The organism is Pseudomonas sp. Sample_24 (assembly GCF_004307605.1).
Taxonomy (GTDB): Bacteria; Pseudomonadota; Gammaproteobacteria; order Pseudomonadales; family Pseudomonadaceae; genus Aquipseudomonas.
This window is the reverse complement of sequence record NZ_RCNW01000401.1, coordinates 1-18,311: the sequence shown is the minus strand read 5'-3', so window position 1 is coordinate 18,311 and position 18,311 is coordinate 1. Positions and strand designations below refer to the sequence as shown.

General features: G+C 57.6%; 23 protein-coding genes and 3 tRNA genes. 9 read left to right on the top strand and 17 right to left on the bottom strand.

The window, feature by feature from the left end:
- From D8V06_RS23275 to D8V06_RS23260, 4 genes are all read left to right on the top strand, one after another.
- Positions 1-120: helix-hairpin-helix domain-containing protein (locus tag D8V06_RS23275; protein ID WP_130931896.1), on the top strand; the 120-nt coding region annotated here is incomplete at its 5' end.
- A gap of 32 nt (positions 121-152) precedes the next feature.
- Positions 153-713 carry a CDP-diacylglycerol--glycerol-3-phosphate 3-phosphatidyltransferase gene (gene pgsA / locus D8V06_RS23270; RefSeq protein ID WP_056852782.1) on the top strand — a complete coding sequence of 187 codons (561 nt, stop codon included), beginning with the start codon at positions 153-155 and terminating at the stop codon, positions 711-713.
- Positions 714-776: 63 nt separating this feature from the next.
- Positions 777-852, top strand: a tRNA-Gly gene (locus tag D8V06_RS23265).
- A 46-nt stretch (positions 853-898) separates the two neighbouring features.
- Positions 899-972: transfer RNA gene (locus D8V06_RS23260), tRNA-Cys, on the top strand.
- Positions 973-1,099: 127 nt separating this feature from the next.
- Here the strand turns inward: D8V06_RS23260 and D8V06_RS23255 are convergent.
- Entirely contained in the window at positions 1,100-5,248 is a 4,149-nt protein-coding gene (locus D8V06_RS23255; RefSeq protein ID WP_130931895.1) for a CheR family methyltransferase, read from the bottom strand.
- Positions 5,249-5,648: 400 nt separating this feature from the next.
- On the opposite strand from D8V06_RS23255, the gene D8V06_RS23250 reads away from it, so the two are divergent.
- Positions 5,649-5,735 (top strand) — tRNA-Leu (locus D8V06_RS23250).
- Between the two features lie 88 nt (positions 5,736-5,823).
- On the opposite strand, the gene D8V06_RS23245 is transcribed toward D8V06_RS23250, so the two are convergent.
- The 10 genes from D8V06_RS23245 to D8V06_RS23200 all read right to left on the bottom strand — a co-directional run bounded on the left by D8V06_RS23245 (position 5,824) and on the right by D8V06_RS23200 (position 12,675).
- Positions 5,824-6,033 (bottom strand): hypothetical protein, encoded by a 210-nt coding sequence (locus D8V06_RS23245; RefSeq protein ID WP_056852780.1) that lies wholly within the window; start codon positions 6,031-6,033, stop codon positions 5,824-5,826.
- 142 nt (positions 6,034-6,175) lie between these two features.
- The gene (locus tag D8V06_RS23240; RefSeq protein WP_130903405.1) at positions 6,176-6,601 is read right to left on the bottom strand and encodes a hypothetical protein; all 426 of its coding nucleotides are present in this window, start codon (positions 6,599-6,601) and stop codon (positions 6,176-6,178) included.
- Between the two features lie 136 nt (positions 6,602-6,737).
- Entirely contained in the window at positions 6,738-7,022 is a 285-nt protein-coding gene (locus D8V06_RS23235; protein WP_056852778.1) for a hypothetical protein, read from the bottom strand.
- 202 nt (positions 7,023-7,224) lie between these two features.
- Positions 7,225-7,455, bottom strand: a complete 231-nt coding sequence (locus tag D8V06_RS23230) for a hypothetical protein (RefSeq protein WP_056852777.1) — start codon at positions 7,453-7,455, stop codon at positions 7,225-7,227.
- A gap of 128 nt (positions 7,456-7,583) precedes the next feature.
- On the bottom strand, positions 7,584-7,805 hold the full coding sequence (locus tag D8V06_RS23225) for a hypothetical protein (RefSeq protein WP_130931894.1): 222 nt from the start codon (positions 7,803-7,805) through the stop codon (positions 7,584-7,586).
- 72 nt (positions 7,806-7,877) lie between these two features.
- Entirely contained in the window at positions 7,878-8,915 is a 1,038-nt protein-coding gene (locus D8V06_RS23220) for a DNA topoisomerase IB (protein WP_056852907.1), read from the bottom strand.
- 56 nt (positions 8,916-8,971) lie between these two features.
- A complete protein-coding gene (gene modC, locus D8V06_RS23215; protein ID WP_130931893.1) occupies positions 8,972-10,051 on the bottom strand; it encodes a molybdenum ABC transporter ATP-binding protein in 1,080 nt (359 codons plus the stop codon).
- A 3-nt stretch (positions 10,052-10,054) separates the two neighbouring features.
- On the bottom strand, positions 10,055-10,735 hold the full coding sequence (modB, locus tag D8V06_RS23210) for a molybdate ABC transporter permease subunit (protein ID WP_130903403.1): 681 nt from the start codon (positions 10,733-10,735) through the stop codon (positions 10,055-10,057).
- Positions 10,736-11,503, bottom strand: a complete 768-nt coding sequence (modA, locus tag D8V06_RS23205; protein WP_130931892.1) for a molybdate ABC transporter substrate-binding protein — start codon at positions 11,501-11,503, stop codon at positions 10,736-10,738. It abuts the gene before it with no gap.
- Between the two features lie 107 nt (positions 11,504-11,610).
- Positions 11,611-12,675 (bottom strand): nitronate monooxygenase family protein, encoded by a 1,065-nt coding sequence (locus D8V06_RS23200; RefSeq protein ID WP_130931891.1) that lies wholly within the window; start codon positions 12,673-12,675, stop codon positions 11,611-11,613.
- Positions 12,676-12,889: 214 nt separating this feature from the next.
- Between D8V06_RS23200 and D8V06_RS23195 the strand changes: the two genes are divergently transcribed.
- Complete coding sequence (locus D8V06_RS23195) at positions 12,890-13,873, top strand: MDR family oxidoreductase (RefSeq protein WP_130903400.1); 984 nt, start codon at positions 12,890-12,892, stop codon at positions 13,871-13,873.
- A 50-nt stretch (positions 13,874-13,923) separates the two neighbouring features.
- On the opposite strand, the gene ada is transcribed toward D8V06_RS23195, so the two are convergent.
- The 4 genes from ada to D8V06_RS23180 all read right to left on the bottom strand — a co-directional run bounded on the left by ada (position 13,924) and on the right by D8V06_RS23180 (position 16,280).
- The gene (gene ada / locus D8V06_RS23190; RefSeq protein ID WP_056852770.1) at positions 13,924-14,988 is read right to left on the bottom strand and encodes a bifunctional DNA-binding transcriptional regulator/O6-methylguanine-DNA methyltransferase Ada; all 1,065 of its coding nucleotides are present in this window, start codon (positions 14,986-14,988) and stop codon (positions 13,924-13,926) included.
- 87 nt (positions 14,989-15,075) lie between these two features.
- Positions 15,076-15,741, bottom strand: a complete 666-nt coding sequence (gene alkB / locus D8V06_RS23185) for a DNA oxidative demethylase AlkB (RefSeq protein ID WP_130931890.1) — start codon at positions 15,739-15,741, stop codon at positions 15,076-15,078.
- A 30-nt stretch (positions 15,742-15,771) separates the two neighbouring features.
- Positions 15,772-15,942 (bottom strand): hypothetical protein, encoded by a 171-nt coding sequence (locus D8V06_RS30490; RefSeq protein WP_177434481.1) that lies wholly within the window; start codon positions 15,940-15,942, stop codon positions 15,772-15,774.
- A 35-nt stretch (positions 15,943-15,977) separates the two neighbouring features.
- Positions 15,978-16,280 carry a DUF1883 domain-containing protein gene (locus D8V06_RS23180; protein ID WP_007912251.1) on the bottom strand — a complete coding sequence of 101 codons (303 nt, stop codon included), beginning with the start codon at positions 16,278-16,280 and terminating at the stop codon, positions 15,978-15,980.
- 209 nt (positions 16,281-16,489) lie between these two features.
- Between D8V06_RS23180 and D8V06_RS23175 the strand changes: the two genes are divergently transcribed.
- Both D8V06_RS23175 and D8V06_RS23170 read left to right on the top strand, forming a co-directional pair.
- A complete protein-coding gene (locus D8V06_RS23175) occupies positions 16,490-16,846 on the top strand; it encodes a hypothetical protein (protein ID WP_056852769.1) in 357 nt (118 codons plus the stop codon).
- A gap of 73 nt (positions 16,847-16,919) precedes the next feature.
- Positions 16,920-17,150: a hypothetical protein gene (locus D8V06_RS23170; protein WP_056852768.1), complete on the top strand. Its 231-nt coding sequence runs from the start codon at positions 16,920-16,922 to the stop codon at positions 17,148-17,150.
- A gap of 15 nt (positions 17,151-17,165) precedes the next feature.
- On the opposite strand, the gene D8V06_RS23165 is transcribed toward D8V06_RS23170, so the two are convergent.
- Both D8V06_RS23165 and D8V06_RS23160 read right to left on the bottom strand, forming a co-directional pair.
- Positions 17,166-17,447, bottom strand: a complete 282-nt coding sequence (locus D8V06_RS23165; RefSeq protein WP_056852905.1) for a hypothetical protein — start codon at positions 17,445-17,447, stop codon at positions 17,166-17,168.
- Between the two features lie 140 nt (positions 17,448-17,587).
- Complete coding sequence (locus tag D8V06_RS23160; protein ID WP_056852767.1) at positions 17,588-17,776, bottom strand: hypothetical protein; 189 nt, start codon at positions 17,774-17,776, stop codon at positions 17,588-17,590.
- A gap of 290 nt (positions 17,777-18,066) precedes the next feature.
- Between D8V06_RS23160 and D8V06_RS23155 the strand changes: the two genes are divergently transcribed.
- A partial coding sequence (locus D8V06_RS23155) for a sugar phosphate nucleotidyltransferase (RefSeq protein WP_277751314.1) occupies positions 18,067-18,311 on the top strand: 245 nt, incomplete at its 3' end.

The window sequence follows — 18,311 nt, the reverse complement described above, 5'->3', positions numbered from 1 at the left end:
TTGAAACATTTTGGTGGATTGCAGGAGCTGTCTCGTGCCAGCATCGAAGAGATCGCCAAAGCTCCCGGGATCAGTAAAAAGCTTGCAGAGTTGATTTATGCAAATCTGCACAGCGAGTAGAATGCCCCCTCACCTCGTAGCCAGTTGTGCCGATGAATATCCCTAATCTGATTACCGTTCTACGCGTCCTGCTCATACCGATCTTCATTTTGCTGTTTTATCTGCCTTACCACTGGAGTTACCTGGCGTCTGCCTCGGTCTTCGCATTTGCTGCCGCCACAGACTGGCTGGACGGGTATCTCGCTCGCCGGCTGGAGCAAAGCACGCCATTCGGGGCCTTTCTGGATCCCGTTGCGGACAAGCTGATGGTGGCCGTTGCGCTGGTGCTGCTGGTGCAGGAACACGGCAACCTGTGGCTCACGCTGCCGGCTGCGGTCATTATTGGTCGTGAGATCGTTGTCTCGGCCCTGCGGGAATGGATGGCCGAACTCGGCGCTCGTGCTCACGTAGCCGTGTCGAACCTGGGCAAATGGAAAACTGCTGCGCAAATGCTGGCGCTGGTGATTCTGCTGGCCAATCCGTCGGACTTCAGCTTCTGGGTTCTGTTGGGTTATGCCTTGCTGATGGTCTCTGCCGGCCTGACATTGTGGTCCATGGTCCAGTACCTGCGGGCTGCCTGGCCGCATCTGAAGACCGACGTTGAAAAGAAATAAAACTTTTTTGAATCAAGGGGTTGACGGGGCTTCTGGATTCTATAGAATGCGCCACACCAAGACGCGGGAATAGCTCAGTTGGTAGAGCACGACCTTGCCAAGGTCGGGGTCGCGAGTTCGAGTCTCGTTTCCCGCTCCAAGTTTGTACACATTTGATGTCGCGCTACTGACAGCAAATGTTTTGAGGCCGAGTAGCAAAATGGTTATGCAGCGGATTGCAAATCCGCCTACGCCGGTTCGATTCCGACCTCGGCCTCCACTAATAATCAACCCCGTAGATCGATGATCTACGGGGTTTTTTATTGTCCGCGAGAAAGCCGGTTATTGCCGACCTGCAGCAGTCGGTGAAGTCGACTGCTGCAGGTTGTTTCCAATCCGCGGATCACTCAATAAGGCCGCGCCGTGCACGCTTCGCCAATGATGTCGATGAAGTCATCATGTGAAACCGGTTTGCTCACGTGGTAATTGAATCCCGATTGCCTGGCTTTTTTCTGGTCATTGGCGGTGCCGTAACCCGTCAGGGCAATGGCTGGTATGTGTTTCAGATGAGCGATCTGGCGAATGGCCTGGATGAATTCGTGGCCATTCATGACCGGCATGCCAATGTCCGAAATAATCACGTCATAATTGCCATCCTTCGCCGCCTGAAGCGCCAATAACGGGTCGCTGAAGGCCTCCACATGCGCATCTTCCATCTCCAGCAACATTTGCAGGACTTCCATCACGTCCTGGGAGTCTTCTACCAGCATGATCTTTTGGCCAAGCAGGCGCCCTGACTCATTCGACACCTTGGGCTGGTCGTCAGTGTGCTGGTGAGGCTGGCAAAGTGGCAGGCGGACGGTGAAGGTGCAGCCGCGTCCCATGCCTTCGGAGTGCACGCTCACCGAGCCGCCGTGGGCCTCAACCAGTTGTCGCACCAGCGAAAGACCGATGCCGAGGCCTTCGCGATGATGGGCGTTATGTTGGCTCTGCGCTTGGCTGAACAGGTCGAAAACCTTATGCAGGTTGCCCTGCTCAAGACCAACGCCGCTGTCGATCACGTCCAGTTGTGCCATGTTTTCGACGCGCTGGGCAATCAGCTCGACGCAACCATCCCTGGGCGTAAATTTCAGCGCATTGTTCACCAGGTTCCAGATGATCTGTTCCAGGCGAGTAGGGTCGGCATCAATCACCAGCGGCGGTTCCGGTGGCTGCGGCACTTTCAGGGTAACGGTGCACGGATGCTGGTCGTTGATCACCACGGTGTGCACATCCTGCAGCATTCTTCCCAGGTCCACCGCCTGCCTTTTAAGCTTGAGTTTGCCAGTGCGCACCCGGGCGACGTCCAGCAGGTCATCGATGATGCGCGCCTGGCTGGAGACGGCGTCGCAGATCGTGTTGACCGCTTTCATGGCCGGGCCGGCGGTTTTGGTCATTGGCAGTCGACGCAGCAGTTCGGCGTTGAGCTGGATGAGGTTCAGCGGATGCTTGAGTTCGTGGGACATCACCGCGAAAAACTCATCCTTGAGATGGCTGTTCGTTTGGGTCTCAGCCAATTGCTGACTTTGCTCGTCGTGGATGCGTTTGTGGCCGGTCAGGTCGCGGGCGATTTTCACATACCCTTGTAGACTGTCACCCATGAGTAACGTGACTTCACCACTGCAATAGAAGCGGCTGCCATCCTTGCGCAGGTGCCAGCGCTCATCTTCGCCGCGCCCGTGCTCGCGCGCTGCACGCAGTTCCGATTCGGGGATTGCCTCGGCCCGGTCCTCGGGAGTGAAGATAAGGTCGTAAAAAGCACCAAGCACCTCGCTTTTCTTGTAGCCGAAAATCAGCTCGGCACCGGTGTTCCAGTCGGTGATCATCCCGTTGATATCCAGCAGGATGATCGCGAAATCGTGGGTGCTTTCAGCCACAAGACGCATGCGCTCTTCACCGAGGCGCAGTTCGTCTTCGGCGGCACGACGCTTGGTGATGTCGATGAAGGTCAGTACCGTACCGTCGATATGATCTTCACTGGAACGGTAGGGCAGCAGGCGCGCGATGTACCAGCGCTGGTCGTTGCTGCTGATCTCCCGCTCGATCATGTTTAGCGAGTCGAATACCGTCGCTGCATCTTCGGCCATCTCCGGATAGTCCAGCCGGTGGGTGATGTCCATCAGCGAGCGCCCGGTATCGACGGGCAACATGCTGAATATGTCCGTGGCCCGCGGTGTAAACCAGCGGATACGCATGTTGCGGTCGACAAACACCGTGGCAATGTCAGTCGAAGCAATCAGGTTGGTGAGGTAGTCGTTGATCTTGTCGGTTTCTTCTACTTTGGTCTTGAGTTCGTAGTTGACCGTCAGCAACTCTTCGTTGATCGACTGCAGCTCTTCCTTGCTGGTCTCCAGCTCTTCGGTGGCCGAACGCAGTTCTTCGTTGATGGCCTGCATTTCTTCGTTGGAGGCCTTGAGTTCCTCGCTGGACACTTCGGACTGTTCGATCGTCTCCTGCAAATGCAGCTTGGTGCGCTGCAGTTCGTGCTCAAGGTTGGTCAATACCTGGTTTTTCATCGGGTCGGCGGCGACATCGACCGGCTCATGCGGGTTGACCTCGCGCTCTTCGAAGATCACCAACACATACTCGTTTTCGGTTGCATCATCCTTGTAGGGATGCGCAGTCAGGTCGACCAGGAACTTGCGCTGTTCGCGTTCCATCCGGATTTTGCGCGAAGTGACCGCCACGCCGGTTTGTTGGCCCTGAAACAATGTGGTGCGAATTTCCAGGCGCAGGTCGGGGTGGGCCAGCGTCAGAAGGTTGCGCGATATTTCCCCGGCCACATAGCGCAGAAAACGCCCGGCGCCTTCACTCAGGTGCAGGATATTGGCGTTGGTATCGACAATGATGCTCGGTGGGGCGGCTTTTTCCAGCGCTCTGAGGTGGATGTCAGCGAAAGAAACCTTGCGCTTGACCACCGTTTCTACCGGACTGGTGGCAACGGTGGTCCGCGCGTAGCCACCACGGGGCATGGTCGGCGTGCGACGCGTATTGGTCGAGACACTCTTGGCGCGGAAAATGCGATTGCGCTTGTCCACGGGGGTGAACAGGTCCAGACAGCCGTCAGCAGATTCCGATGTGCCCAGAAACAGATAGCCGCCTGGTCGAAGGGCAAAATGAAACATCTGCATGATGTCTCGCTGAACCTCGCGATCGAGATAAATCAGCAGGTTCCTGCATACGATCAAGTCAATTTGCGAAAACGGCGGGTCGAGCAACAGGCTGTGCTTGGCGAACAGCACCTTTTCGCGGATTTCCTTGCGGACACGATAGTGTTGATTTTCATGGGTGAAATACTGGCGCATGCGCGCAGGGGGAACATCGGTGATGATCGCTTCGGGATAGACGCCATTGCGACCGAAAGCGATGGCCCGATCATCGATGTCGGTGGCGAAAACCTGCAGCTTGGCAGCGCTGGCCTCCAGTGTCATTTGCTCTGCCAGCAGAATCGCCAGGCTGTAGGCTTCTTCGCCGGTGGAACAACCGGCCGACCAGACACGAATTTCTTCTCGATGAGGCAGTTCGTCTTGCAGCGATTTCAGCAGGTTGGGCACAACGTCGCGTTCCAGTGCTTCAAATGCCTCGCGGTCGCGGAAAAAATTGGTCACGCCGATCAGCATGTCGCCCAGCAAGGCTTTGGTTTCTTCCGGGTGTGCTTGCAGGTATTCGTAGTACGAGGCCAGGTCTGGCTGTGCTGTGACTTGCAGGCGGCGTTCAATTCGACGCAGTACTGTTGCGCGTTTGTAGTGCTTGAAATCGTGGCCGGTTCCGGCACGCAATTGCAGCAATATGTCCTGCAGCATTTGCTCGGCGACAACGGCATCCCGTTCGGTAGGAGGAGCGATAATCCTGAAATCGGGGTCGTTGCTGGTGGGCAGGGTGATGGCCTGCGAGTTGCGCCATAGCTCCATGAGCTTTTGTGGCATCTCTACGACGGGCAGCACCAAATCGACCATTTGCGTGTCGATGGCGGCGCGGGGCATACCGTCGAACTCGGCATCTTCCGGCGCCTGGACCAATGTCACACCGCCTTGCTCCTTGATCCTCGAAAGGCCCACCGCACCGTCAGAACCCGTGCCCGAAAGCACCAGGCAAAAGGCGCGTTCCTTGTGCACGTCGGCCAAGTCCCGAAAAAACAGATCAATAGCGGTGTGCAGCCCGGGCTTGCGATCGGACGGCGTCACGCAAATGTAGCCATCGTTCATGGCCAGGCTGTGTGCCGGGGAAATGACGTAAACCGTGTTTTTTTCGATCGCGACGGTTTCAGTCACCTGCCGCACCGGCATTTTGGTGACCTCCTGAATGATCCGGTCGGCGATGCTTCGATGGTCAGGCGACAAATGAAGGATGACGACGAAGGCCATGCCATTGTTATGGGGCATGTGTTCGAAAAATGACTTGATCGCCTGCAAGCCGCCGGCAGACGCGCCGATACCAACCACGGGAAAGTCCAGGGAGCTGGGTGTCAGCTCTCCGCGCTGTGGAATACTGGGTGAGGGCTTCGTAGACGTCTTCATTAACAAACCTTAAATGCTGCAGCACAAATGCCGACACCAGGCCGAACGGATTTCATATCAGGACAAGGATAATGCGCTTGGAGGTGCATTGCGAAACCACAATAGCCCAACTCTGATAATAGATCAGCCTAGTCGAAGATTGCCTTTCTCGGTCATTCGCGACTGGCGTCCCAAGGGCGCGGTAGCCCGATATGCAGGGTTTTATCGACGATTATCAGTTCTGAGGCGCTCTTTCAACGGCGACTTCCGTGAGTGCCATAGAGAAGCTTCGTAGACCCATGATTTACGGAGCTTTTTTATTTTCAGTGGCGGTACGATTTTGTCTGGAAAAACACTAATGCGTCCTTGCTTCACCGGGAAGGGATGTATATATTTCCACCCTCTGATTCACCGCGCTACCGCCCGAATGGCGAAACTGGTAGACGCATGGGACTTAAAATCCCCCGCTCGTAAGGGCGTGCCGGTTCGATTCCGGCTTCGGGCACCATGAATATCAAGGGCTTGCATGAGATTTCTCATGCAAGCCCTTATTTTTTGCTCTGCAAAACCTGATCAGCTCAATGGATTTGGTTTACTCAGCAATATTTGTCATTTGCCAACGATCCCGGCTTGCGTCGATCTGCCCCGCAAGGATTACCGCTGTTGATCAGCCGTCTTTCCAGCAAAATATTTTGCAACGCCTGGCGGTCTGTGGGGGCCAGTTGATGTTCTCGCTCCTTGAGCTCAAGCAGGATCGGGTTGGACCACTGGCGATAGGTTTGTTCGGCACTACGAATGGATGACATCGTTTCCTCCATGATAGGGCTTGCTCTGCTGAAGGCGTTGCAGTTCGATACGAAAGAGACGCTAGCCGAGTCTGCCTGTTGCCGCCAATGCTGTACGTCGGACTGAGGTTTCGCTGGTCCGGAACCCGCTCGGCCTGTTCAGCTATTTGGCTTTCCAGCTGCCACCGCCCGTCTCGCAATCGATCTTCGCTTGCGCCAGGTTTTCGGCGTTGTAGTAATACGTCGAGATCTGCGCGTTGGCGGGGATGTTCAGTGCTTTGCTGCTCTTGTCTTTGCTGGTCGACTGCGGATTGGCCAGCGATTCCGGGGTCAGTGTGCCCACGCATGTGGCTTTGTACTGATCGCCGCACTGAGCGACTTTTTTCTTGGTGCTGCTGAGCATTTCCCTGCTTTCGTTGCTGCACGACCAATCGATGGCGTCGACCGGCATGTTTTCGTATTCGTAACAGGTGTGGGATTCGATGACCGGAACGGAAGGGCTCTGTGAGCGGGTGATGACGTCACAGCCTTGGGCCATTGCCAGGGCAGGGCACAGACTGACGATCAGCAGCAGAAGTCGACTGTTCATGCGAATTTCCTCTCCGATAGCCCGCTTGATGCAGGGGTCTACAGAATTTGAAATGCAATCGGCTGGCGCGTTCAATCGGTGTTGATTGGAGGTGCTTGGCGGCTGATCCAATCGATTCAACCGCCAAACGGATGAGCTAAACGAAAGGTTGACCCGTAAATCCACGGGGTAACCGTTGCAGGCCAGCCATGGCGGTGAGTCGTTCTGTCCATGCCTGGCGCCAGTCGTTCACCGTGTGTACGGTTTTGGCCTTGCGTGCAGCGCGACGGGCTGCGTTGCGCTCGGATTTGCGTGCTTCCTTGTACGCTTCGGTGTTGCGGCAACTTCTGCATTTGACCCGGTTGAGTTCTCGGGTCGAGGTGAGGTTGCTGCCCTTGTGACCGCAGGCCAAGTGCCCGCTGATTTTGAAGTGGGTAACCATCAAACGTCTCCTTCGCGACGTGTGATCGTTGGACCGCGTGTAAACATTGACGTTCGCCGCTTCGCTTGGGCAAAAAAATCCCGGCGAGTGGCCGGGTGGGCGTTGCACGAAAGAGTCAGGCAGGCACATGCCCGGTGACGAGGTTGTCGCCGATCATGTGTCCTGCATCAGGCTGTGTTGCGCATCGGATGTCCGGATCAAATCATCTGAACCGTGGCAGTGGCCGATCGACAGGCTTGAGCGAAGACAGCGTATTGCGGATCAGCGGCGTGTCCTTTTCGATGTCGTTCAGGCGATCACGAATTCTGAGGGCAGTCGGATGTCCGCCTTGATGGTCGACCCAATCGGCGATTTCCTTGCAAGCTGCGGCCAAGCGAACCTGGCGGGAATCGAGCAGAGTGAGCAGGGTGGTGATGGACTCTTTTTCGGACATGGGAAACACCTCCGTTGAAGACACCTGGCAGGGCAGTAAAAAGCCCGCGGGGAGCGAGCTTTCTACCGATGGGCGCTGGTCCTTCAGCTCTCTTCAGTATAGACCCGTAACAGGCCCGGCGAAGCTCATCAACCTTGCTGGGCCGTGATTTTTGATCGAGCGTTCAGCTGTCGGCAAACACGCCGCGCATCCTCTTCAAGATCGTAGCCGTCACCGATGAAACCGTTGGTGCGGCTATCGGCGATGCGGTACCAGACAGCGGAAACAGGTGGCGGGTGAGCGGTTTCTCCGGCCCGACGGCCGTGAATGATGATCTTGTTGCATCGCTTGACGACGAATATGTCTTCCATGGCTTCACCGCAGCTGATTCATGTACAGATCAACTATAGAAGTCATTTGTAATCGTGCAAAAAACAGGCAGGTCAATTCGTCGGTTCAGTAGCGAGTTTCTCCAACAGCATCGCCAGCCCGACTTCCTCGGCGCGCAGGCCCTTGCGCGTTCTCGGCCTGGGCAACTGGGCCAATGCGCCCAGTAAGAAACCGTCGAGCACACCGGGATGGATGTAGCACTTGCGACAGACTGCCGGGGTGTTGCCCAACTGTTTGGCGACGTTTTTTACCATCTCCACCATGTGCCGTTTGGCCTCGGATTCGGGTTGCCACTGCAACTTGCGCAATACCGCCAGTGCCAGCACGCTTCCGGCCCAGGTGCGGTAATCCTTGGCGGTGAAGTCGGCGCCGGTCAGGGTTTGCAGGTAAGCGTTGACGTCGGCGGAGGTGATGCTGTGTCGCTCGCCATTTTCATCGAGGTATTGAAAAAGGTTTTGCCCGGGGATTTCCTGGCACCGCTTGATGATCCGCGCCAGGCGACGGTCTTTCACGGTGATTTGATGTTCCACGCCACTCTTGCCGCGGAACTGGAACTGGATCGCACTGCCGTTGACCTCCACATGCCGGCTGCGCAAGGTGGTCAAACCGTAAGAACGGTTGTCCCGTGCGTATTGTGTATTGCCGACACGGATCAGCGTGGCATCGAGCAACGTGATGACGGTGGCCATGACTTTGTCGCGGCTGAAGCCGGGAGCGGCCAGTAAGGCTTCCAGTTGCTTGCGCAGTTTTGGCAATGCCTGGCCGAAATCTCTCAAACGCGAGTATTTGTCGGTGTCGCGCACCTCGCGCCAGCGCGGGTGATAGCGATATTGCTTGCGACCACGGGCGTCGCGCCCGGTGGCCTGCAAATGGCCGCGCGGGTCGGTGCAAATCCATACGTCGGTGTAGGCCGGTGGCACGGCGAGGGCATTGATGCGCCGGATTTCCTCCGGGTCGCTGATGCGTTGACCGGCCGGATCGAAGTAGCAGAATTTACCGCGCAGCTTCTTGCGGGTGATCCCGGGTTGAGTGTCATCGACGTAATGCAGGTCGGCAGGCAGCGCATCGGGCATGGCGATTGTCCTTGGCAGGTGATCATGGGCCGTTACAGCCATTGACCCCACGCCGATGCAGTCGTGCCGAGAAGTTATGCCAGCACGGCTACGGCCTTGATCTGTGCCCAGAGTTGCTGGCCCGGATGGATGTTCATCTGATCACGGGAGTACCGGGTGATCCGCGCCAGCAATGGCGTCCCCGCAGCGTCCAGCCGAATCAGTACATGGGCGGCATTGTCGGCATTCATTTCATTGACGACGGTGACCGGCAGGCGGTTGAGGATGCTGCTTTGCTCGACACCGTGCAGGCTGAGGCTGACATCCCGCGCCTGCACTTTGCAGCGCAATGCCTGACCCGGGGTCATGGGCGTATGCGCTACGCGGATCGTCAGCGCCGAGTCGGGCAATTGCAGGGTCAGCAATTGGTAATCGGCGTCATAGCGGCTGACACGGCCTTCAATCATCACACCGGCGTCATTACCCATTGCCAGCGGCAAGTCCAGTCGCGCGAGCATCTGGCCGATAGGGCCGCTGGCCAATGCCTGGCCTTCGCTGAGCAATACAATGTGGTCGGCCAGTTGCGCCACTTCATCCTGGGAGTGACTGACATACAGCACCGGAATGTCCAACTCATCGTGCAGCCGTTGCAGATAAGGCAGGATTTCGCTTTTGCGCTTGGCATCGAGCGCCGCCAGCGGTTCGTCCATCAGCAACAGTCTGGGGCTGGTGAGCAGGGCGCGGGCAATGCCCACACGTTGCCGTTCACCGCCCGACAAATGTTGCGGATGTCGATCCAGCAGCTGACCGATACCCAGTAACTCGGTGGCATGGGCCATGTCGACCCGGCGCTGTTGTTTGGGGATGCGTTTAAGGCCGAATTCCAGGTTGGCCAACACGGACAGATGAGGGAACAGACTGGCTTCCTGAAACACGTAGCCCAGGGCGCGCTTGTGTGGCGCGACGAAGAGGTCGTTTGCGCTGTCCTGCCAGACTTCGTCGTTGACCTGGACGAAACCCTGATCAGCCCGCTCCAGCCCTGCGATGCAGCGCAGGCACGTGGTCTTGCCCGAACCGGAATGGCCATAAAGCGCCGTAACGCCGCGGCCGGGCAGCTGCAAATCGAGATCAAGGGCAAATCCCGAGTAATTCAACTTCAGGCGCGTGTCAATCATCGGTCAGCTCCATCCCGCTTTGGTTTTACGGCTGGAGTACAGCACCAGCAAGACCGCAAAAGAGAACACCAGCATCGCCCCGGACAGCCAATGGGCCTGGGCGTATTCCATGGCTTCGACGTGGTCATAGATCTGCACCGAAACCACGCGGGTCTTGTCGGGAATGTTGCCGCCGATCATCAGCACCACGCCAAACTCACCCACGGTATGGGCAAAGCCAAGGATCGCAGCGGTGATGAAGCCGGGGCGGGCCAGCGGCAGCGTTACGCTGAAGAAGGTGTCCCAGGGATTGGCGCGCAAAGTCGCCGCCACCTCCAGCGGTCGAGTGCCGATGGCGGAGAACGCGTTCTGCAAGGGCTGAACCACAAACGGCATCGAATACAGCACCGAGCCGATCACCAGCCCGGCGAAACTGAACGTCAGGGTGCCGAGCCCCAGTGACTGGGTGAACTGGCCGACAAACCCGTGGGGGCCAAGCGCGAGCAGCAGGTAAAAACCAATCACCGTGGGCGGCAGCACCAGGGGCAGGGCGACGATCGCCCCGACCGGGCCGCGCAACCAGGATTGGGTTCGCGACAGCCATAACGCCAACGGAGTGCCGATGATCAACAGGATGACGGTCGTCAGGGACGCCAGTTTCAGGGTCAGCCAGATGGCGGAAAAATCGGCACTCGTCAGGGTCATTTAGCGTTGGTAACCGTAGGACTTGATGACAGCCGCGGCTTTCGGCCCCTTGAGGTAGTCAACCAGTGCCTTGGCGGCCGGGTTGTCTTTACCTTTGTTGAGGATGACCGCGTCTTGTTTGATCGGGTCGTGCAGTTCAGCCGGCACGATCCACGCCGAACCGTGGGTGACTTTGCCGTCTTTGTAGATCTGCGACAAGGCAACGAAGCCCAGTTCGGCGTTGCCGGTGGATACGAACTGGAAGGCCTGGGTGATGTTCTGGCCTTCGACGATCTTGTCCTTGACCTTGTCGGTCAGGCCCTGTTTGGCCAAAACCTGCGTGGCGGCGAGTCCATAAGGCGCAGCTTTGGGGTTGGCGATGGACAGGTGCTGATACGCGTTGTTTTTCAGCACATCACCCTGGGCATCGACATAACCGTCTTTGGCCGACCAAAGTGCCAGGGTACCGATGGCGTAGGTGAAGCGCGAGCCCTTGACCGTGTCACCTTCTTTCTCGAGTTTTTCCGGGGTGGTGTCGTCCGCTGAAAGGAACACTTCGAACGGTGCGCCGTTTTTGATCTGCGTATAGAACTGGCCTGTTGCTCCGAACGAGGTCACCAGTGTGTGGCCGGTGTCTTTCTCGAAGTCCGCTGCAATCGCCTGAATAGGTGCGCTGAAGTTGGCAGCCACCGCGACCTGGACTTCATTCGCTTGGGCAACGCCAGCAGTGAATGCGGCGAGCAAAGTGGCCAGGCAAGCAGGGGCTAACCGTGGGGTACCAATGGTCATGAAGCGGCTCCATTACAGGCGAATGATTCGAGGGTGACTCGCTATATACGCGAATATATAGCGAAACGCCTGCAAACGGAACGCCGTGGATAAGAGCCCTGGTCAGGCTAGCGGTGCAGCAGTTTTGCCAGGCCTTCTTCAGCCAAGCGCCGGGTCAGTTCTGCGCTGGTCAATTCCATGCCCAAGGTAAACGCCTGCCCGGCCCAGAGATTGCTGAAGTCAGCTTCGCCTTTGGCGCGCAATGGCATCAGCGCACCGCCAGCCAGTGGAAAGGCCGGAGCCTTGGCATTCATTGGCCCAAGTTCGTGCATGACCCGGTTGAATATCCCTCGCGCCGCACGTCCGGTAAAAATGTTGGTCAGGGCCGTTTCGCTTTCCTTGGCGGTGCGCAAGGCCTTGTGATGGGAGGCACTGACCTTGGCTTCCGGTGTAAACAGATACGCCGTGCCCACTTGCACCGCTGAAGCTCCCAGCATGAAAGCCGCCGCAACACCTCGCGCATCGGCAATGCCACCCGCGGCGATCACCGGGACCTTCACGGCATCGACAACCTGCGGCACCAGGGCAAAAGTGCCCACCTGGCTGCTGAGGTCATCGCTGAGAAACATCCCGCGATGGCCACCGGCTTCGTAGCCCATGGCAATGATTGCGTCACAACCATGCTGTTCCAGCCAAACGGCTTCTTCGACAGTGGTGGCCGATGACAGCACTTTGGCTCCGGTAGCTTTTACGCGATCGAGCAGGGACTGTTCCGGCAGGCCAAAGTGAAAACTCACCACTTCAGGGCGGAACGCTTCGATCACTTCGCAGGCAGCGGCATCGAACGGCGCGCGATTGGATACGGGTGTCGGCGCATCGAAATCGACACCCAGCTCGCGGTAATAGGGTTGCAACAGGTTTTTCCAGTCTTGCGCGCGTTGCTCGTCGACGGGTGGCGGTTGATGGCAGAAAAAGTTGACGTTGATCGGACGCTGGCACTGTAGCCGGATGGTCTTCAATTCATCGCGCAACTGATCGACAGTCAGCATGGCCGCTGGCATTGAACCGAGGCCGCCGGCGTTGCTCGCGGCGATGACCATCGAAGAGTGGGTGGCACCGGCCATGGGCGCCTGAATGATCGGCAGTTCGATCCCGAGCAAGTCAAGAATGCGGGTGTCTGGCCATTGACTCATTTTGATGTCCTCCGACGTTCAGCCCGGGCAGGGCAGCAGAAAAGATTTGTAGCAGCAATGCTTGAGTCAAGGCCAGCGATGTTTGCTGACGGTAGCGCCGCAGGTCATGGCCAACCCCCTGTTTGGCTATTTGGCTTAAAGTCGAGTACGGGGATTTTTTGCGATGTGGTATCTAAATCACACCACAATGGGGTGATCTCACCAGGAGGCAGTCATGTTCCAAGGTATTTTGATCGACAAAGACGAAAGCGGTTACCGGGCCACACTGCAACAGATCAATGACGATCAACTGCCCGAGGGCGATGTAACGGTGCGCGTGGCGTACAGCACGTTGAACTTCAAGGACGGCCTTGCGATCACTGGCAGCAGCCCGGTGGTGCGAAAATTCCCCATGGTGCCCGGGATCGATCTGGCGGGAACCGTCGAAGTCAGTGGGCATCCGGACTATAAGGCCGGCGACAAAGTCCTGCTCAATGGCTGGGGTGTCGGTGAAGGGCATTGGGGCGGTCTGGCCCAGAAAGCCCGCTTGAATGGAGATTGGTTGATACCGCTGCCAGCGGCATTCACTGCTGCTCAGGCAATGGCCATCGGCACGGCGGGTTACACGGCGATGCTGTGCATCCTGGCGCTTGAGCACAACGGCGTAACGCCCGAGCAAGGTGAAATCCTGGTCACGGGTGCCAATGGCGGCGTCGGCAGCTTTGCCATCGCGCTACTGAGTCGCTTGGGTTATCGAGTGGTCGCGTCCACTGGGCGCACGTCCGAGCACGACTATTTGAAACAATTGGGCGCCAGTGAAATCATTGACCGCGCGACATTGTCGGAGCCGGGCAAGCCTCTGGCGAAGGAGCGTTGGGCGGGCGTGATCGATTCGGTCGGCAGCCACACCCTTGCCAATGCCTGCGCCAGCACCAAGGCCAATGGCACGGTGGCCGCATGCGGGCTGGCGCAAGGCATGGATTTCCCGGCATCGGTTGCGCCATTCATTTTGCGCGGCGTGACCCTGGCGGGTATCAACAGCGTGACGCAACCCAAGGCCAAGCGTGTGGAAGCCTGGCGCCGTCTGGCCCAGGATCTGGACTTCAATCTGTTGCCACTGATCAGCCACGAGATCGCATTGAGCGAAGCAATAGACGCGGCGCCGCGTTTATTGGCCGGACAGTTGCGCGGTCGGGTTGTCGTGGATGTGAATCGCTGAGGCGTTCGCCTGGAAAAGCTGTCGCAACCTGCGGCAGCGCCTGCACAGATCTACTGCGATTCGCGCTCCAACAACTGCCGTTTGCGCTCCACGCCCCAACGATATCCCGAAAGATTGCCATCGCTGCGCACCACGCGATGGCAAGGGATCGCCACAGCCAGGCTGTTAGCGCCACAGGCTTGCGCTACCGCGCGAACCGCTTTTGGCGCGCCGATGCACTGGGCAATCTCGGCGTAGCTGGCGGTGCTGCCGACTGGAATGTCCCGCAAGGCCTGCCAGACGCGCTCCTGAAATGCTGTGCCGCGCACGTCCAGCGGCAAGTCGAGGCCAAGCGCCGGCTTCTCGATGAAGCCGACAACCTGGGCAATCAGGCGCTCGAAGTCCTGGTCGGCGCCAATCAGATTGGCTCGGCGAAACTTGTCCTGCAGATCGCACACCAGCTGATGCGGATCATCGCCCAGCAGAATCGCGCAAACCCCGCGCTCGCTTTGCGCCACCAGAATCGCCCCAAGTGAACACTGACCGACGGCAAAGCGAATGTCGTTGTTGTGGCCCGCTGCGCGGTACTCGGCGGGTTTCATGCCCAGAAGCTGATCGGCTGCCTCGTAGAAACGACTGTTGGAATTGAAGCCCGCGTCGTACAACGCCTCGGTCACAGAATTGCCATCCGCCAGGCGCTCGCGCACGCGGCGGGAGCGATGGGCAGCGGCGTAGCCTTTTGGGGTCAGGCCGGTGACGGCCTTGAAGACCCGGTGGAAGTGAAAGCTGCTCAGGCCGGCGACGTCTGCCAGTTCGCCGAGGGCCGGCAGCGTCTCGGCGTTTTCAATCTGCCGACACGCAGCGGCCACGGTGGCGGCATGCTGCGCGGCGATGTCGCTTTGATCCTTGGCAGCGCGTTTGCTTGGTCTGTAACCCGCTGCTTGAGCGAGCTCGGGGGTATCGAAGAATTCCACATTCTGCGGTTTTGGCAGGCGTGCCAGGCTGCTGGGATTGCAGTAGATGCCGGTGGTTTTCACCGCGTAGACAAACTGCCCGTCGGCTTGCGGGTCACGCGCTACGACGGCGGCCCAGCGAGGATCGTTTTCGGTGGAGATTTTTTTCGATTGGCTTGTCATGGCTAGATGTCCGTTGACCCGTTTCCTGCAGGTTAACCACGCGACCGTGTCGTCACACTCCGCTGCTTGCGCTCAAATTCCAAGGCTTCAGCCCGCGGTACGAAAGGTGAAGTTGATCCGTTGTTCACCCAGGCGCGGATGATGTCCTGGCTTGATGGGCAGAACGCCGTGATAGCGCAAGCGATCGACACCGCCCCACACCACGATGTCGCCGTGCAACAGCGGCACTCTTCGGCTCTTGTCGCTGCGTTCAAAACCGCCAAACAGGAACATGGCGGGCAAGCCCAGGGAAACCGAAACGATGGGCGCAGCGTAGGAGCTTTCGTTTTTGTCCTGATGCAAAGACATCTTCGACCCAGGAATATAACGATTAATCAGGCAGGAATCCGGGACGAATTCGGCAAACCCTGCTTCTCGCGCCGCCGCCTGCGCCAACTGAAAAAACACCTCAGGCATGGCGGGCCAGGGGTGCCCGGTCTGCGGATCGATTCGGCTATAGCGGTAACCGCTGCGGTCAGTGGTCCAGCCAAGCGTGCCGCAACTGCTCAGGGCAACTGACATGGTAAAGCCGCCAGGCGTGACCATCTGCCGGAACGGCGCTGCCGCCAGCACCGATTCCAGTGCGGGCAGCAACCGATCCAGCCAGAGCAAGGCAAAACCTCGCAGCACGCAGGACTGTTCGCCGATCTGTTCGCAGCGGGGCGCCTGTTGAGGCTCCGCGTCAGCGAACAAATCAAGAAGGGGTGGTTTCATGGCATTCATAACGCATCGTGAAAGATGATGTTACAACGCTTTGCTGACACTGATGTCGCTGATGACGTCTTCGGTTTGGCCATGAATAGCATCCAGCGCCGCCTTGGCTTCTGCCTCGCTGCCATTTTCCAGTTGGGCAAACTCGAAACGACGTTCGCCGTTGAGCTTGTACTTGATGACGTATTTGGTCGTTTGAGCCACGGTCATACCTGTCTATGTGCGTAGTGAAGCGCCACTCAGCTCAATTTCGTGCTGGAGCGGCGGATGATCTTGATCGAATGGGTCAGGGTCGGTTTACGGGTCACGCTGATCGCCCGGCGGTTGACGGTGTCGATGGTGATGTTCCAGAAACCGGTGCTCGGCGCGGTGATGCGGGCCGGGAACGTATCGAACGCGCCGCCGTGGTAAGTGTGACGGCCGCCATTCTTGAAGCTGCGGAAGTTGGCGTCGTTCATCAAACGGATGTTGCACATCTGCGAACATTGAATGACGACGATGTCGTCTTCGTTGAGGTGCTCGCGTTGGTGAATGAATTTCATGGGCGCCTCCAGAAGGGCTTTTACTACAAAATCAAAACGATACAAGGCAATGCGCGCAGTTTATCAGCCCTGACACCTGAAAATCCGGCCGCCGGGCTGCGCTTTGGTAATTAAAAACAGTTATTTCACATTCGATGAGTGATAAATGCTCCCGGCCTTGGAGAAAAACCGTATCGGTGCTGTCGGAGGGTCTTTATCGGAGATTTCGTATGAAGTGGGGTGCGTGGGTCCTGCCATTGGTCTTGGCAATGAGTGGTTGTGCAAGCGTCTCGGACATCAACGAAACGTTGCCCACCATGAGTGTGATTTCAGGCAAGAAACCTCATGAATACGCGCAATGCCTGGGCGAAAAGCTCGCCGACAGTCGCGGCGCCTTGCAAGTCGAATCGCAGAAAGATGGGGTGCGGGTAATCGTTCCGCAGAAGCTTTCATCAGGTCCGGCGGCCGTTTTCGATATCGAAGAACGCTCCGGTGGCAGCAGTATCAAGCTGCATGAACGTATTTCCAATGTGCCGTTACGCCCTTGGGATGTGCGCAATGCCGCCACAGCCTGCATTTCTGGCTGATAAACTGTCGACCCTACACATCGATGCCGCCAAAGCGACGCTTTGGCGGCATTTGTCATTTCTGGAGTCGGGCATGAAGCGAGAGCGGGTACGGGAGCGGCACGCAGAGGGGCATATCTGTGCCACCCATGTGATTCAGAATCCGGCCGATCCGGGGGAATGGATCGTGTTTTTCAAGAAAAGCGCCGGGCGCAGTTTTTTCCTGGTGGATGACAACGACGAAGTCGAGTCCTTCAGCAGTCTCGATGATCTGATCGAGACCGTGCGTGGCCTCGGGATCAAATTCGCCGAAATCCATATATAAGGCGGGCAAGCTGCCTTATTTGCAGACCACCACGACATTACGGTTCTTGTAGTTACCGACATCGACGCCCAGGGTTTTATCGCTCTCCGCTGGCGCCGGGCTGCCGTCAGTGCCAACGATGCGGTAACCGGTGCCGGCACAGGATGCATCGGCCTTTTCGTAACAGGTCGCCCAGGAGTTCGCTTCTCCTGAGCAATCAATCGCCAAGCCTTGCTCACCGTTATTCAGGTAGGTGGTTTCGGATGTTGCACAGCCACCGAGGGCCAATACCGCAATCAGCGGCAAAAATTTAGTCATGTCGTAGTCGTCCTCAGGAGGGGTAGGCAAATGCTGTGACAGCGCCAGTTGCAAAAGGTTATAGCCAAAGGCCACTTCTTCTACAAAAAGCACAAAAAAGCCCTACGCAATGGCAGGGCTGCGGGCGTGTCAGGCCTCGATCAATTCTTGTCCTTGCCGCGGCGCTTGGGTTCCGGGTGTTCAAGTTCCAGCACCGATGCCACTTCGATTGCCAGGGCTTCGGTTGGGAAAGGCCCGGCAATATTCTCGCCGTTGACGCTGGCGACCCACCATTGGCCGTCTTTCGCCTTGTTGATCAAGAATCCGTTGACGCTTTTTGCTGCCGACATCTATCTGCCTCGTTGGCTGGTTCAATCGCGCCATGATAGCGCCAAACGCACCTGACGGGTGCCAATGGGTGTAGGGTGGTGCGTTTGTTGACAATTGATAACCGTGCAAGTCTGCCGGTCTCTGCTATCAATAAGAGGCGACGCAGCGATCTGCGCGGATCCGTGCGGAACTATCCGCTCGAATATTTCTCTATGTTGACATCGGTTAGCCAGTGCGGGGCATTGTAAGGTGCACGCCGCCTGATTAGACTGCGCCGAAACTCGTACACACAGCCCTTTCAAGGACTTATATGATCAAGAAATGCTTGTTCCCAGCAGCCGGTTACGGTACTCGCTTCCTGCCAGCGACTAAAGCCATGCCCAAAGAAATGCTGCCGGTGGTAAACAAGCCACTGATCCAGTACGGCGTCGAAGAAGCACTGGATGCCGGTTTGACCGAAATCTCCATCGTCACCGGTCGTGGCAAGCGCGCTCTTGAAGACCATTTCGACATCAGCTACGAGCTGGAAAACCAGATCAAGGGCACCGACAAGGA

Excerpts from the sequence above, each read along its gene's own strand:
- pgsA (WP_056852782.1), top strand. The coding sequence starts at position 153 with ATGAATATCCCTAATCTGATTACCGTTCTACGCGTCCTGCTCATACCG.
- D8V06_RS23255 (WP_130931895.1), bottom strand. The coding sequence starts at position 5,248 with ATGAAGACGTCTACGAAGCCCTCACCCAGTATTCCACAGCGCGGAGAG.
- D8V06_RS23245 (WP_056852780.1), bottom strand. The coding sequence starts at position 6,033 with ATGTCATCCATTCGTAGTGCCGAACAAACCTATCGCCAGTGGTCCAAC.
- D8V06_RS23240 (WP_130903405.1), bottom strand. The coding sequence starts at position 6,601 with ATGAACAGTCGACTTCTGCTGCTGATCGTCAGTCTGTGCCCTGCCCTG.
- D8V06_RS23235 (WP_056852778.1), bottom strand. The coding sequence starts at position 7,022 with ATGGTTACCCACTTCAAAATCAGCGGGCACTTGGCCTGCGGTCACAAG.
- D8V06_RS23230 (WP_056852777.1), bottom strand. The coding sequence starts at position 7,455 with ATGTCCGAAAAAGAGTCCATCACCACCCTGCTCACTCTGCTCGATTCC.
- D8V06_RS23225 (WP_130931894.1), bottom strand. The coding sequence starts at position 7,805 with ATGGAAGACATATTCGTCGTCAAGCGATGCAACAAGATCATCATTCAC.
- modC (WP_130931893.1), bottom strand. The coding sequence starts at position 10,051 with ATGATTGACACGCGCCTGAAGTTGAATTACTCGGGATTTGCCCTTGAT.
- modB (WP_130903403.1), bottom strand. The coding sequence starts at position 10,735 with ATGACCCTGACGAGTGCCGATTTTTCCGCCATCTGGCTGACCCTGAAA.
- modA (WP_130931892.1), bottom strand. The coding sequence starts at position 11,503 with ATGACCATTGGTACCCCACGGTTAGCCCCTGCTTGCCTGGCCACTTTG.
- D8V06_RS23200 (WP_130931891.1), bottom strand. The coding sequence starts at position 12,675 with ATGAGTCAATGGCCAGACACCCGCATTCTTGACTTGCTCGGGATCGAA.
- D8V06_RS23195 (WP_130903400.1), top strand. The coding sequence starts at position 12,890 with ATGTTCCAAGGTATTTTGATCGACAAAGACGAAAGCGGTTACCGGGCC.
- ada (WP_056852770.1), bottom strand. The coding sequence starts at position 14,988 with ATGACAAGCCAATCGAAAAAAATCTCCACCGAAAACGATCCTCGCTGG.
- alkB (WP_130931890.1), bottom strand. The coding sequence starts at position 15,741 with ATGAAACCACCCCTTCTTGATTTGTTCGCTGACGCGGAGCCTCAACAG.
- D8V06_RS23180 (WP_007912251.1), bottom strand. The coding sequence starts at position 16,280 with ATGAAATTCATTCACCAACGCGAGCACCTCAACGAAGACGACATCGTC.
- D8V06_RS23175 (WP_056852769.1), top strand. The coding sequence starts at position 16,490 with ATGAAGTGGGGTGCGTGGGTCCTGCCATTGGTCTTGGCAATGAGTGGT.
- D8V06_RS23170 (WP_056852768.1), top strand. The coding sequence starts at position 16,920 with ATGAAGCGAGAGCGGGTACGGGAGCGGCACGCAGAGGGGCATATCTGT.
- D8V06_RS23165 (WP_056852905.1), bottom strand. The coding sequence starts at position 17,447 with ATGACTAAATTTTTGCCGCTGATTGCGGTATTGGCCCTCGGTGGCTGT.
- D8V06_RS23160 (WP_056852767.1), bottom strand. The coding sequence starts at position 17,776 with ATGTCGGCAGCAAAAAGCGTCAACGGATTCTTGATCAACAAGGCGAAA.